Genomic DNA, 14,205 nt, shown 5'->3' with positions numbered 1-14,205 from the left:
TCAGCGGACCGGCGGCGAGGGCGTCGCCGGATCCACGTCGCCGTCCAGCGTCCACACCACGTCGCGGCCTTGCGGGTCGCGGCTGAGCACGAAGCGCGCCGAAGCGCCTGGCGTAAGCGGCATCGGCGAGCCTGCGTCTTCATCGTTGTCGTCATTGGCTTCGATGACGGTGCGTTCGCCCGCATGTCCTGCAATCGGCACGATGAACAGGCCGCGTGCATCGATGGTGCGGCGCGCCTTCTTCGTGCCGAGGTCGCCGACGTCTGCGATCGCACCACCGGTCTCGGTCAGCGGATTGCGGAAGTTGACCAGCAGGTCGGCGCGCGTCGGCGGATGGCCGGGCACGGAAAGGGTGCCGCCGCGCAGCGCCAGGTCCGGCCAGACATCGCCGTTCTCCGGCAGGTCGCGATACAGCGCGGGCGAAACGCCCGCATGCTTGCCGGTGGCGATGCTGTCCAGTGCCGCCACCAGACCGAGGAAGTAGAGCTTGCGCAGGCGCTGCTTCTGCACGTCGCCTTCGATGCCGCCCGCTTCGATCAGCACGGTGCTGGCGCCCCACTGCGTGGTCAGGTCGCCGAACGCGCGCGGGTCGAACTCCTCGTCCCAGCGCGCGATGTGGCCGGCGAGGTAGGGCTCCAATGCCGTGCGGATGACGCCGGCCACTTCGATGGCGCGCGTGCGCACGTCGTTGACGTCGGCGGCGTGGTTGTAGGGCGGCGACAGCAGCGCGATGGCCGTGCCGCGATCCGAGTTGCCTGCGCGGTAGCCGACGCGCTGGTCGTGCAGGTTGAAACCGTAGGTCGGCTTCACCTGGTCGAACAGGGCTTTCAGCGTGCGAGCCTCGGGCGTCGCCAGCATCCGCGCATCACGATTGAGGTCGATGCCTTGCGCGTTGCGGCGCTGGAAACGCGCGGCACCGTCGGGGTTCACGATCGGAAAGATGTGCAGCGTGGTGTTCGCGTGCAGTTGTTTCACCAGCGGATGGTCCGCGTGTTCGCCAAGGAAGCGGAACAGGTCGGCCAGCGCCATTGACGCCGTGCTCTCGTCGCCATGCATCTGCGACCACAGCAGCACGGAGGTCTTGCCGGTTCCCCAGCGCACGTGGCGCAGTGGACGGTCCTCGACGCTGCGTCCGATCTCGTCGATGCGGAAGCCATGATGTTTGTCCAGCAGTGGCGTGGCGACCGACCACCAGTGCTCGGCATTGAACGTGCGGTCGTCCAGGCCGACCGCACGCAGGTCGGTGTCGTACAGCGCATCCAGATCGGACAGCCAGCTCGGTGGCGGTGGAACGGGCGTCGTGGCGCGCGACGTCGCGGTCACGTCGGGCGCGTCGGTGTCCCGGGCGATGGTGGTGGGGGTCATCATCGTCAGCAGCAGGCACAGGGCAAGGGCAGGGCGCATTGCAGCAGCAGGAGAAAGACGGGCCCGGGCAGGGTCCCTGCATGCGTCGGTGATGTCAAACCCACGCATCCGCGGGATGCCAGTCAATCACGCCGATGTTGCAGGCGGCGTCACGCCCGTATAGCTCGCCCGCGGACGGATCAACCGGCCCTGCGCCTGCTGTTCCAGCGCATGCGCCAGCCATCCCGCGAGACGGCCGGCGGCGAACATCACCAGTGCCGGTGTCGCCGGCAGGCGGTTGAGGTGGCAGATGGCGGCAAGCATGAAGTCGATGTTCGGCCGCAGGCCGCTGATGTCTTCCGTCGCGGCGATCAGTGTCTCCAGCGCGGCCATCTCGCGCTCGCCGGCGTGGCGCGCACGGGCACGCGCCAGCAGTTCGGCGCCCCGCGGATCGCCTTGTGGATACAGCGCATGTCCGAAGCCGGGCAGGTCGTCGCCACGCTGCCAGCGCTGCGCGATGAAGGCGCGCGGCGAGCGTGCTTCGCTGGCGTCGGCGATCAGGGCGTAGGCGCGCGCGGTGGCGCCGCCGTGGCGCGGGCCGGACAGCGCCGCCAGGCCGCTGCAGACGGTGGCGTGCAGATGCGCGCCGGTGGAGGCGACCACGCGCGCGGCGAACGCGGAGACGTTGAGTTCGTGGTCCGCGCAGACCACCAGGGCGGCACGCACGAGTTCGGCGAAACCGTCGTCATCGGGATGCCAGGCCTGCGCCAGCACGCGATGCACCGGCGCGTCGGAGGGTGGTCGGGCGACGAGCAGTGCTGCGTTGTGGCGCAGCAGCCCCGCCGCGATCTCATGACGTACGCGCGGCGCCGAGCTGAAGGAATGGCGCACGTCGAGTGCGAGCAACGGAATGGCCGCCATCGCGCGTTCCAGCGGCGGCAGCGAGGCGTCACTGGCGAGCGGTGCGACGACCGTCGGCCATTGCGTCAGTGACGGCTCGGCGAACGGGTCGTCCTCGCCGCCGCCCCACAGCTGCCGGGCGACGTCTTCCAGCGTGGCGCCGTCCTGCACCATCGCGATCGCCGAGCGGCCGCGGTAGTAGGGTCCATCGGGACGGATCAGCGAGATGCGCGTTTCCAGCACCGGCAGCCCACGGTCCAGGCTCTGCGCCGCGCCACGGGCCGCCCCGCGCCCCACCTGTTTGCGCTGCGCCAGCCGCTCCACGTCCTGCAGCAGGTACAGGCGGCTGCGTTGGTCCTTGCCCGGACGCGACTCCAGCAGGCCGCGGCTGACATAGGCGTACAGCGTGGCCTGGCTGATGCCCAGCAGGCGGCAGGTCTCGCGCGCGGTCAGCAGGTCGGTGGAGGACGCCATGCGAAAATATTGATTGATTCGATCAAGATTGATCAACCCTGCGGATAGTGCCAGATTTGCGACCCGAAGAGGGGCGTACCCTTCACGCACCTCCGGCGGCCGGCACGTCCGGGCGCCAGATCGACAGGAGTTCCCATGAGTTCCGTTTCCGCAGGTGCGAAATTCCGCGCCGCCCTCGCCGCCGAATCGCCGCTGCAGGTGATCGGCGCCATCAACGCCAACCATGCCCTGCTGGCCAAGCGCGCCGGCTACAAGGCGATCTACCTGTCGGGCGGCGGTGTCGCCGCGGGCTCGCTGGGCCTGCCCGACCTGGGCATCAATACGCTGGAAGACGTGCTGATCGATGTCCGTCGCATCACCGATGTTTGCGACCTGCCGCTGATGGTCGACATCGACACCGGCTTCGGCCCCAGTGCGTTCAACATCGAGCGCACGGTGAAGTCGTTGATCAAGGCCGGCGCGGCCGCCTGCCACATCGAGGACCAGGTCGGCGCCAAGCGCTGTGGCCATCGTCCCGGCAAGGAGATCGTGTCGGCCGGCGAGATGGTCGACCGCGTCAAGGCCGCCGCCGATGCCAAGACCGATCCGGACTTCTTCCTGATCGCGCGCACCGACGCCATCCAGGTCGAGGGCGTCGATGCTGCCATCGAACGCGCCATCGCCTGCGTCGAGGCCGGCGCCGACGGCATCTTCGCTGAAGCCGCCTACGACCTGCCGACCTACCAGCGCTTCGTCGACGCGGTGAAGGTGCCGGTGCTGGCCAACATCACCGAGTTCGGCAAGACGCCGCTGTTCACCCGCGACGAGCTGGCCTCGGTCGGCGTGGCGATCCAGCTGTATCCGCTGTCCGCATTCCGCGCCATGAACAAGGCCGCCGAGAACGTCTACCAGGCGATCCGCCGCGACGGTCACCAGCAGAACGTGGTCGATACCATGCAGACGCGCGAAGAGCTGTACGACCGCATCGGCTACCACGCCTTCGAGCAGAAGCTCGATACCCTGTTTTCCGCAAAGAAGTGAGTAGGGAGTCCACCATGAGCGAAACCACGCCTGCCCCCGGCTTCAAGCCGAAAAAATCCGTCGCGCTGTCGGGTACCGCCGCCGGCAACACCGCGCTGTGCACGGTCGGCCGCAGCGGCAACGACCTGCACTACCGCGGTTACGACATCCTCGACCTGGCCACGACCAGTGAGTTCGAAGAAGTCGCCTACCTGCTGGTGCACGGCAAGCTGCCCAACCGCGCCGAACTGGCCGGCTACAAGGCCAAGCTGAAGTCGCTGCGCGGCATCCCGGCCGCAGTGAAGGCCGCGCTGGAAGAACTGCCGCCGTCGGCGCACCCGATGGACGTGATGCGCACCGGCGTGTCCGTGCTCGGCTGCGTGTCGCCCGAAAAGGACGACCACAACCATCCCGGCGCACGCGACATCGCCGACAAGCTGATGGCCTCGCTGGGCTCGATGCTGCTGTACTGGTACCACTGGAGCCACAACGGCCGCGCCATCGACGTGGAGACCGACGACGATTCCATCGGCGGTCACTTCCTGCATCTGCTCCACGGCGAGAAGCCGAAGGACAGCTGGGTGCGCGCGATGCACACCTCGCTGATCCTGTACGCCGAGCACGAGTTCAATGCCTCGACCTTCACCTGTCGTGTCATCGCCGGCACCGGCAGCGACATGCACTCGGCCATCGCCGGCGGCATCGGCGCGCTGCGCGGTCCGAAGCACGGCGGCGCCAACGAGGTCGCGTTCGAAGTGCAGAAGCGCTACGAAACGCCGGACGAAGCCGAGGCCGACATCAAGGCGCGCGTGGAGCGCAAGGAAGTGGTGATCGGCTTCGGTCATCCGGTCTACACCACCGGCGATCCGCGCAACGACGTCATCAAGAACGTGGCGAAGGAGCTGTCGGTCGAGCAGTCGAGCACGAAGATGTACGACATCGCCGAGCGGCTGGAGTCGGTGATGTGGGACATCAAGAAGATGTTCCCGAACCTCGACTGGTTCAGTGCGGTCAGCTACCACATGATGGGCGTGCCGACGGCGATGTTCACGCCGCTGTTCGTGATCGCCCGCACCAGCGGCTGGAGCGCGCACGTCATCGAACAGCGCATCGATGGCAAGATCATCCGTCCCAGCGCCAATTACACGGGCCCGGAAGACCTGGCCTTCGTGCCGATCGACCAGCGCTGAGCCGCGCCGACAGGTGTCCGCGGGGCCGCTTCGACGAAGGTCGGGCGGCCCCGTGTCGTTTGTGTGACCCGCGTGGCAGCCCGGAACGGGTCCGGCGCGGTACTACTGGCGGACGCTAGGGGTGCATCGCGACCGTCGGGAGAGGCCCGTCGTGCGATGCAGGGGGACGCCATGCAGACGATGTGGTGCAAGACCGAGGCCGGACGCAACGAGATCCAGCAGCGCACGCGCAAGCTGCCGGCGGTGCTGCGTTCGATCCTGTTGCTGGTGGATGGCCAGCGCAACGACGATGAACTGCGGACGATGATGAGCGGGCTGCATGCGCCCGACGACGCCCTGCAACAACTGGAAGCGGAAGGACTGATCGAACGGCGTTCGGGCGCGGCGTGGGTGCTGGCCGCCGTGTCCGCCCCCAAGCCGGGCGATACGCTGCAGGCGGCCACGCGCACGGCGGCCGACCGCTACAACCTGCTCTACGCACGCATCACCGACGACATCCGCTCACATATCGGGTTGAAGGGATACTTCCTGCAGCTCAAGGTCGAGCGCTGCGCCGATGCCGACGAGCTGGTGGCGCTGCTGCCCGACGTGGCCACCGCGCTGACGAAGGCGCGCGACCACACTTTCGCCACCCGCTGGCTGGAGGAAGTGCGCGCGTCGGTGGCCTGACGCGCGCGCATCGCGGTCAGCTCAGGCCTTCGGCCTTCAGGGCGGCCTGCACACCGGCATCGGCCTCCATGCGCTGCGTGAACGCTGCGATGTTCGGCAAGCCGGAAAGATCGACGCCGGTGCGCGCCGCCCAGCGCAGCGTGATGTAGAAGTACGGATCGGCGAAGCTGCGGAAGCCGGCCAGCCAGTCGCGGCCTTCCAGCTGTTTTTCCGCGCTTTCGAACAGGCCGCGCAGCCGCTTGCGGGCGGCGTCCTTCACCGCGTCGAACTGCGTTTCGTCGCCGATGAAGCGTGCCGGCCCGAACAGCGGGTGGAACGCCGGATGCAGGTCCGAATTGACGAACGCCAGCCACTTGGCGGCCAGCGCGCGCTGCTGCGGCGAACCGTCGCCGGCGAGATGCGCCTGAGGATACGCGTCGGCGATGTAGCCCATGATCGCGGCGTTCTGCGTGAGCACGAAGTCGCCGTCGACGATGGCCGGCACGGCGCCGGTCGGATTGATCGCCAGGTAGGCGGGTTCCTTCATCTCGGTCGCCGTCATCACCTGCACATCGAACGGTTGTCCGGTCCACTGCAGTGCGATGTGGTCGGCGGTCGAGCAGGCGCCGGGCTTGGTATAGAGCTTCATGCAGTGTCCCCTGGAAAAAGAAAGGCCCGCGATTATCGCGGGCCTCGAATGTTTCCAGCGTGATGCGCGGTGCAACGGACCGTCGCATCATCACGACTTGCCGTCTCAGGAACGCGGCTTGAGCTTCTGCACGCGCAGGAACGTGTGGTCGCCGATGGTGGCCACGTGATACGCGTTGCGCCAGCTCGGGCTGGCGATCTGGTGCGCCATGAAGTGGCTGGCGCCCGGCACGATCTCCTTGCGCTGGCCGGGCGGCAGGGCCCAGTTGCGCTCGGCGTTCAGGGCGACGCTGACCGACTTGGCCCAGGCGTCCGGGTTCTTCAGGCGGGTGTTCGGGCCCACGATGGTCGGGGCGAACTGTTTGCGGGCGGTGACCACGGAGCAGACGGAATCGCCCCACAGGCCGCTGTCGCGACGGCGCAAGGCTACTTCGGCGACGGCTTGCTGGCCGCGCAGGGTCTGGTCGCGGGCTTCCAGGTAAACGGTGGTGCTGAGGCAAAGCGAATCGGCGGCCGGCTGCGGCAACATCTGCGACAGCCATAGGATCCAGGCCAGTTTCATGGGAACTCCTTGCTCCGTCTTTCCCGCACCCCTGCCTCTCCCGTCACGATGGGAGCGGCAAACCTGGGACATGCGGCAGGGCGTCATGGGGAGGCAGCCTTCACACGGGCTGCCCGGGGACCGGCAAGGCCGGACCAAGAGGGGGTCCGAGCGCCGGGCTCAGCCCGCCTGAACTGGGCGGCGGGCCGGAAAGTCGGCGCAAGGTAGGGGGGGCAGTCCCAACTCGGCCTGAACGGGTCGGCTTGACGCCGGGGGTGTCCGTCTGGCTGGAAACTGTGAGGAACGTCGCAGCCGCAAGGGCAAATCGACGCCCGGAACAGGGTCGTAGAGCGGAGCTTGCTCCGCTGTTTTGAGTGGCTCACCCACCCGTGCGGCGTCGAGCAAGCTCGACGCTACAGCCTCGCTGCCAGCCGGCTGCCCTGGTCGATCGCGCGCTTGGCGTCCAGTTCCGCGGCCACGTCGGCGCCACCGATCAGGTGCGGCGTCTTGCCGGCGGCGATCAGGTCGGCCTGCAGGTCGCGGCGCGGCTCCTGGCCGGCGCAGACCACCACGTGGTCGACCGGCAACAGCTGCTCGGCGCCCTCCACCTTGATGCGCAGGCCGGTGTCGTCCACGCCCAGGTACTCCACGCCGCCCAGCATCTTCACCTGCTTGGCCTTCAGCGTGGCCCGGTGGACCCAGCCGCTGGTCTTGCCCAGGCGGGCACCCGGCTTGCCGGCACTGCGCTGCAGCAGCCAGACCTCGCGCACCGGCGGCTCCGGCTGCGGCTTCACCAGGCTGCCGCGGGCTTCGAAGGTCGGGTCCACGCCCCATTCGGCCATCCAGCGGGCGGGGTCCAGCGAGGGCGAATGGCTTTCGTGGGTCAGGTACTCGGCCACGTCGAAGCCGATGCCGCCCGCGCCGATCAGCGCCGCGCGGGCGCCCACGGTGACGCGACCCGACAGCACATCCACATAGCTGACGACCTTGGCGTGGTCGGCGCCGGGGAAGGCGACCTTGCGCGGGGTGATGCCGGTGGCCAGCACGACCTCGTCGAAGCCGGTCAGCTCGGCGGCCGTCACCGGCGTGGACAGCTTCACGTCGACGCGCGTTTCCTCCAGCCGCTGGCGGAAATAGCGCAGCGTCTCGTGGAACTCCTCCTTGCCCGGGATCCGCTTGGCGTAGTTGAACTGGCCGCCGATCTCGTCCGCCGCATCGAACAGGGTCACCCGGTGGCCGCGCTCGGCGGCGACGGTCGCGCAGGCCAGGCCGGCCGGGCCGGCACCGACGACCGCGACCGTCTTCGGTGCGAACGTCTTCTTGTAGAGGAGGTCGGTCTCGTGGCAGGCGCGCGGATTGACCAGGCAGCTGGCGAGCTTGTTCTCGAACACATGGTCCAGGCAGGCCTGGTTGCAGGCGATGCAGGTGTTGATCGCCTGCGGCGTGCCGGCGCGTGCCTTGGCAGCCCACTGCGGGTCGGCCAGCAGCGGGCGCGCCAGCGACACCATGTCGGCCTTGCCTGAGGCGAGGATGCCCTCGGCCACGTCCGGCATGTTGATGCGGTTGGTCGCCACCAGCGGCACGCGCACATGCGGCTTGAGCTTGGCGGTGACGTCGACGAAGGCCGCGCGCGGCACCGAGGTGACGATGGTCGGTACGCGCGCCTCGTGCCAGCCGATGCCGGAATTGATGATCGTCGCGCCGGCCGCTTCCACAGCCTTGGCCTGCTGGACGATTTCCTCCCACTGGTTGCCGTCCTCGACCAGGTCCAGCAGCGACAGGCGGTAGATGATGATGAAGTCCGGACCGACCGCCTCGCGCACGCGGCGGACGATCTCCACCGCGAAGCGCATCCGCTTCTCCGGCGTGCCGCCCCAGGCGTCGTTGCGCTGGTTCGTACGCGGGGCGGTGAACTCGTTGATGAAGTACCCCTCCGAACCCATGATCTCGACGCCGTCGTAGCCGGCATCGCGCGCCAGCTTCGCCGCGTTGGCGTAGGCGCTGATCTGGCGCTCGATGCCACGGGCGGACAGCGCGCGCGGGGTGAAGGGGTTGATCGGGGCCTTCAGCCTCGACGGCGCCACGGTCAGCGGGTGGTAGCCGTAGCGGCCGGCGTGCAGCAGTTGCGCGCAGATCTTCACGCCGTGCTCGTGCACGGCCGTCGTCACGAACTTGTGCGGGCGCGCTTCCCACGGCCACGACAGCTTGCCGCCGAACGGTTTCAGCCAGCCCACCAGGTTCGGCGAGAACCCGCCGGTGACGATCAGCCCCACGCCACCGGCCGCGCGTTCGGCGAAGTAGGCCGCCAGTCGGGGGAAATCCTTCGCCCGGTCTTCCAGTCCAGTGTGCATCGACCCCATCAGCACGCGGTTGCGTACGGTGGTGAAGCCCAGGTCCAGCGGGGTGAACAGGTGCGGGTAGGCGGAAGAGTCGGTGGCGGCGGCGGTCGACGTCATGCGGGCTGTGGATACGCGTGCGTATGGAAGGAGCGAACGATGCCGCGCCCGGGCGTCCGGCGCAAGCGGCATCCGCGGCGCGAAGCAGGGCACAGACCCGCCCGCCTTGCAAGAGTTGTCCGGCGCGGGCGGCTCGGGGACCATGGGGGCACCCAGGTTCCCGGCCTTTCATGGACACCGCCTCACCGCCCCTGCACGACTACCTGCGCGCCGGCTTCGCCGCCGCCGACCTGCCGGACCTCCACCCCCTGCTCAACGCCCGTGACCTGCTGCGGGCCTTCTCGACGCTGTTCCATGGCGGCGAGGAGAGCGTCATGGTGCGCCTGCTGGTCCTGCGCACCCTCGGCGAGCGCGGCGAAGCGCCGGACTGGTCGCCGCAGGAGCTGCGTGACCAGTTCGCCTACCTGGACCCGGTCAAGTTCGACACCGTGCTCGGCCGCCTGCGCGAGAACGGCCTGCTGCTGTGGGACGCCGCCAGCCAGCGCTACCGCATCAGCCCGGTCGGCCGCCAGGCGCTGGCCTCGATCGGCCTGCTGCTGCAGTTCCAGCGCGAGGGCGACGAACTCGCCTACGTCACCGCCCAGCTCGCCGCCGGCCAGGCCGTCGGCCGGGTCAAGGCGGACGACCTGCAACACCTGCTGTCGCGATTGAACGAGCTGCGCGAGGACTTCGACCAGGCCGTGCTCAGCGGTTCGGAACACCGCATCCAGCGCGCCGCCGACACCCTGCAATCGGTCTGGCAATGGGTGGAGAAGGGCACCGAGCTGATCCGCGATATCGCCGCCGACGGCGACCTCGATACCGCCACCCACCGCGTCGCGCAGCAGATCGGCCGCGCGCAGAGTGCGCTGCTGCGGCAGGCGTCGGTGTTCCAGCGCGCGCTGAACCAGCTGGACCGCCACCGCGTGCACCTCGGCGCGAGCGGATTGTCGTCATCCGACGTCAACCGCTATTTGCGCGTGCTCGACACCGCGGCACTGACCGCGCTGGCCGACGACGTGCTGGCGCGCATGCCGCAGCCGGCGTTCGCGCTGGGGCCGATCGCACTGGACGTGGCCGAATACGAACTGGTCGAACGCGAACGTGCCGCGCAGGACGACGCCTCGCTGCCGCCGTCGCAGGCCGCGCCGACCGAGACGCAGGCGCCGGTCGTGCAGAACGACTACGGCCATGCCGAACGATGGTTCGACCAGCTCGCCGCGCTCGACACCGAAGCGCCGCTGTCGGACTGGGTGCCGCAGGACGGCTTCGCGGTCAGCGCCTACCGCCTGTCGCTGCTCGGCCTGATCGGTGATGCCGGTGCGGAGAACCGCAACGGCGTGGCGGCCTCGCTGGCGCAGCTGCCGATGCAGTGGCATGTCGATGCCGAATTCGAATCCGTCCAGCGCGCCGGCGTGGCCTACATGAGCCGCGGCCGCCTGCTGCCGCAGACCCCAGAGACGCAGGCTGCGCCTGCGCCTTCCCGCAAGAAGAAAGCCCGTACCGCATGAATGACCCCATCGCTTCCCTGATCGCGCGGCTGCTGGCCGAGCGCTGGCTGCCGCGCGACGACCGCGCCGTGCGCCAGGTGCTTGTCGACGCCGAACTGCGCGACGACCTCGACCGCCGCCTCGCTGCCGCCGGCCTGCGCCTGCTCGAACACCCCTACGCCGCCCACGTCGCCGTCGGCATCGCGCGCGCGCAGGAGAGCGAGGTGTTCGGCCATGGCGACGCCTGGGCTGCCAGCAACCTGTCGCTCGGCCGCGACACCATCGCGCTGCTGGTCGTGCTGTGGGCGCTGCTGGTGCTGCCGAAACGCCAACGCCAGATCGCACGCCAGGAGGGCGATCGCCAGCACGAGCAGGAGCAGATGTTCGCCGAGCTGAAGCCGGTGCCGGTCGGGTCCGAACTGATCGAACCGATCAACGAGCGCACGCTGCTGGCCGACTTCGCCGACAAGCTCGGTGGCAAGGGGCGTTTGCAGATGAATCTCGGCACGCTGCAGCGGCACGGCTTCATCGTGCGCCGCCGCGAGCGCATCCAGGAAGGCCCGCTGCTCGACCTGGCGTTCGACTACGAACGCATCGCCAGCCGCGTGATGGACGGTGCGCTGGCGTACGTGATCGAGGAGGCGCGCGCCTCGCAGGCGAATGCCCCTGCGTTGCCCGCGGACGACAGCCTGGACGAAGTGAACGAGGAGCCGGCCGATGTTTGAGTTCCGCAGCCTGGAAGTCGTCCACTGGGACTACTGGCAGCGCTACACGCTGCCGCTGGACGCGTCGGTCATCACCGTGGTCGGGCCGAACGGGTCCGGCAAGACCACCCTGCTTGATGCGCTGCGCACGCTGCTCGCCATCGACGACCGCGACATGGCGCGCGACTACAAGACCTACCTGCGCCACAACGGCAAGCCGTACGCCTGGCTGCGCGCGGTGGTCAGCAATCCGGTCGACCGCCGCGGCAAGCGCGCGTTCTTCCCGCACATGGACGAGCAGGTCACCATCGCCTGCCGCATTCGCAAGCGCGGGGGCGACTGGTCGCGCGACTACCAGATCGTCGCCGGCGACGTGCCGGTCGAAACGCTGGACCAGGGCGGCGATTGGCTGGGCGTGCGCGACTACCGCGTGCGCCTGGCGGGTGCCGGTCTGAGCCGCGCGATCTGCCGCGTGCTGACGCTGGAGCAGGGCGCGACCGACAAGCTGTGCCAGTTGTCGCCGCGTGAGCTGCTGCAACTGGTGTTCGACGTGTTCGAAGACAAGGCGGTGCTGGACGACTACCAGCGCGCCCGCAGCGAGCAGTTCGACGTGGAGAAGGAGATCGGTCAGCTGCAGCAGGGCTTGGCCGAGTTGCACGTGAAGCTGGAGTCCGCACGCGCCGACGTGCGCTCGTTCGAGGATGGCCTGTCGCTGCGCTCGCAGCGCAACCGTCTGCAGACCGAGATCGCGCCCAAGGTGGAACTCGCCGACCTGCGCGCCACCGTCGAAGGCGCGCGACCGCGCCTGACTGGCCTGCGCCGCGCGCTGCGTGAGCGGGAACGCGCGCATGCCAGCCTGCTGGCGCAGGAAGTGGCCGCCCAGTTGCAGCGCGATCGCGCCGGTTCCGATCTGGTCGACACGCGCGCGCAGCTCAAGCAGGCCGAAGCCGCCTTCACCCAGGCGCGCGACCACGCGCGCGATGCCGAATCGCTGGTGCGCCGCCATGATGAACTGGCGAAGCTGCAGGCCGAACGCGGCGGCGCCGATGTCGACGCCCTGAGTCGTGAACTGGAGGACGGTCGCCGTCGCCAGGCCGAACTGAAGCTGGAAGCCGAGCGTGACCGCCAGCGAACCGGCGAGATCGTCGCGCAGGTCGCTGCGCTCAGCGGCGGTGGCCGGGTGATCGAACCGTTCGAGCGCGACTTCCGCGCTGCGCTGGACCGGCAGGGCATTGCGCATCGGGTACTGACCGAGCTGGTCGACGTGGTCGATCCCGACTGGGCGACGGCCGTGGAAGCGGTGCTGGCGCCGTACCGTCACCTGGTGCTACTGGAACATCCGAAGGACGCGCGCGAGGCGTGGCGCCTCGGCGAGCAGCTGCAGTACCGGCATTTCGTCGTCGCCGACCGCGCACCCGTCGAGAAGGCGACCCGGGGTTCGCTGCTCGAAGTCGTGCGCTTCTCCGACGATCCGCCCGCGTGGCTGCCGCGCCATCTGGACCGCATCCAGCGCGTGGCCGACGTCGAGGCCGGTCATCGCTTGTCGAAGGGCCAGGACTGGATCACCGCCAAGGGCTACCTGCGCGAACAGCGCGGTGGCCGCCACATCGGCGGTGGCGCGCATCACTTCGGCGCCGGTGCGCGTCAGGCGCATCTGGCATCGCTGCGGTCGGAGCAGGCCATGCTGCAGGACCGTGCGCAGGTTCGCGAGGACGCCCTGGCGACCTTGCGCCGACAGCTGGACGGGGCGCAGTCGCGCCTGCTCGGTCTGGACGCCGGTCAGGAACTGGTCACGCGCGCGGCGGAGTTCGCCGATGCCGCCGAGCGCCTGCCTGCCTTGGCGGATGCCGCCGCCGAGGCGGCCGCGGCACTGGCAGAGGCACGTCAGCGGCTGGATGGTCTGGAAGCGCTCGACAAGGCGGAAGGCATCGCGGCCGCCAGCCGTGCCGGCGAAATCAAGGCGCTGGCCGGCGAGCTGAAGGAGCGTGGCCAGCAGATCGGGCAGGAACGTCTGGCGCTGGCGCAGCGGATCGTCGACTTCCGTCGCCGTCGTGCGCAGATGCCGGCGGCGTGGCGCAGCGCCGCCGTGCTGCGCGCGGCACGCGAGGAATACGAAAGCAGCAGTGCCGTGCGCCGTGAACTCGAGCGCATCGATGAGCGCATCGCACGCGGTGGTTATGTCGAGGACGAAGGCTGCGTCGCCCTGCGCGACAAGTTCGGCGCCGACCATGCGGGATTGGAAGCCGCCATCGGCAAGCGCGAAACGCATCTGCATCGTGCCCGTCGTCTGACCGAGGAGGCGCGTGGCGCGTACATCAACGTGCTGCGCGCTACGGTACGTCGCTACAAGCGCAACCTGGCCGCCCTGGGCGATCTCGCCGGCATCGGCGTGGACGCGGAACTGCCCGAACTGGTGAACGAGGATACGGCGCTGGCGCAGGCCGGCCTGACCGTGCGCTTCGACTTCGACCGCAAGGGCTGGATCGGCCTGGACGACGGCGAAGCCTCGGGTGGCCAGCAGGTCATGAAGTCGCTGCTGCTGCTGGTGGCGCTGCTGCGCGACGAGGAGCAACCGGGCGGCTTCGTCTTCATCGACGAACCGTTCGCGCACCTCGACGTCGCCAACATCGAGAAGGTCGGCCGCTTCCTGCGCTCGACCGATGCGCAGTACATCCTGACCACGCCGATCACGCACAACGTCAACGTGTTCGAGCCGTCCGACCTGGTGCTGGCGACCAGCAAGCGCCGCGCGGCGAGCACGTGGGCCGAGCCGGTCGCGGTGCTGAAACGCGACCGCAGCGGGGATGCCGCAGCCGCGTAAGGCAACATAAT

11 protein-coding genes are annotated in these 14,205 nt (G+C 69.1%); 6 read left to right on the top strand and 5 right to left on the bottom strand.

What is annotated here, in order from left to right; genetic code table 11:
• A complete protein-coding gene (locus tag IB230_RS11690) occupies positions 1–1,404 on the bottom strand; it encodes a M14 family zinc carboxypeptidase (RefSeq protein WP_192272406.1) in 1,404 nt (467 codons plus the stop codon).
• An 87-nt stretch (positions 1,405–1,491) separates the two neighbouring features.
• Positions 1,492–2,718 (bottom strand): citrate synthase family protein, encoded by a 1,227-nt coding sequence (locus tag IB230_RS11685; protein ID WP_192272404.1) that lies wholly within the window; start codon positions 2,716–2,718, stop codon positions 1,492–1,494.
• A 135-nt stretch (positions 2,719–2,853) separates the two neighbouring features.
• Here IB230_RS11685 and prpB point away from each other — a divergent pair, with 135 nt between their 5' ends.
• From prpB to IB230_RS11670, 3 genes are all read left to right on the top strand, one after another.
• Complete coding sequence (gene prpB / locus IB230_RS11680) at positions 2,854–3,738, top strand: methylisocitrate lyase (RefSeq protein WP_192272402.1); 885 nt, start codon at positions 2,854–2,856, stop codon at positions 3,736–3,738.
• Between the two features lie 14 nt (positions 3,739–3,752).
• On the top strand, positions 3,753–4,907 hold the full coding sequence (gene prpC, locus IB230_RS11675; protein WP_192272400.1) for a 2-methylcitrate synthase: 1,155 nt from the start codon (positions 3,753–3,755) through the stop codon (positions 4,905–4,907).
• 171 nt (positions 4,908–5,078) lie between these two features.
• Entirely contained in the window at positions 5,079–5,576 is a 498-nt protein-coding gene (locus IB230_RS11670) for a hypothetical protein (protein ID WP_192272398.1), read from the top strand.
• Between the two features lie 16 nt (positions 5,577–5,592).
• Here the strand turns inward: IB230_RS11670 and IB230_RS11665 are convergent, their stop codons facing one another.
• From IB230_RS11665 to IB230_RS11655, 3 genes are all read right to left on the bottom strand, one after another.
• Positions 5,593–6,204 (bottom strand): glutathione binding-like protein, encoded by a 612-nt coding sequence (locus tag IB230_RS11665; protein ID WP_192272396.1) that lies wholly within the window; start codon positions 6,202–6,204, stop codon positions 5,593–5,595.
• Between the two features lie 105 nt (positions 6,205–6,309).
• Positions 6,310–6,765, bottom strand: coding sequence for a cell wall hydrolase (locus IB230_RS11660; RefSeq protein WP_093296426.1), 456 nt, complete (start codon positions 6,763–6,765; stop codon positions 6,310–6,312).
• Positions 6,766–7,157: 392 nt separating this feature from the next.
• Positions 7,158–9,200 carry an NADPH-dependent 2,4-dienoyl-CoA reductase gene (locus IB230_RS11655; RefSeq protein WP_192272394.1) on the bottom strand — a complete coding sequence of 681 codons (2,043 nt, stop codon included), beginning with the start codon at positions 9,198–9,200 and terminating at the stop codon, positions 7,158–7,160.
• 170 nt (positions 9,201–9,370) lie between these two features.
• Between IB230_RS11655 and IB230_RS11650 the strand changes: the two genes are divergently transcribed.
• Genes IB230_RS11650 through IB230_RS11640 form a run of 3 tightly spaced genes read left to right on the top strand, consistent with a single transcriptional unit; the run spans position 9,371 to position 14,194 of the window.
• Complete coding sequence (locus IB230_RS11650; protein ID WP_192272392.1) at positions 9,371–10,690, top strand: hypothetical protein; 1,320 nt, start codon at positions 9,371–9,373, stop codon at positions 10,688–10,690.
• A complete protein-coding gene (locus IB230_RS11645) occupies positions 10,687–11,394 on the top strand; it encodes a hypothetical protein (RefSeq protein ID WP_192272390.1) in 708 nt (235 codons plus the stop codon). Before IB230_RS11650 ends, IB230_RS11645 begins: the two co-directional genes overlap by 4 nt.
• Entirely contained in the window at positions 11,387–14,194 is a 2,808-nt protein-coding gene (locus tag IB230_RS11640; protein WP_192272388.1) for an ATP-binding protein, read from the top strand. The genes IB230_RS11645 and IB230_RS11640 overlap by 8 nt, the downstream gene beginning before the upstream one ends.
• Positions 14,195–14,205: the final 11 nt, after the last annotated feature.

Origin of the sequence: Pseudoxanthomonas sp. PXM01 (genome assembly GCF_014851815.1) — a bacterium.
Lineage (GTDB): Bacteria > Pseudomonadota > Gammaproteobacteria > Xanthomonadales > Xanthomonadaceae > Pseudoxanthomonas_A.
Note: the sequence above shows the minus strand (reverse complement) of the source record. Positions and strands in the feature narration are given on the sequence as shown.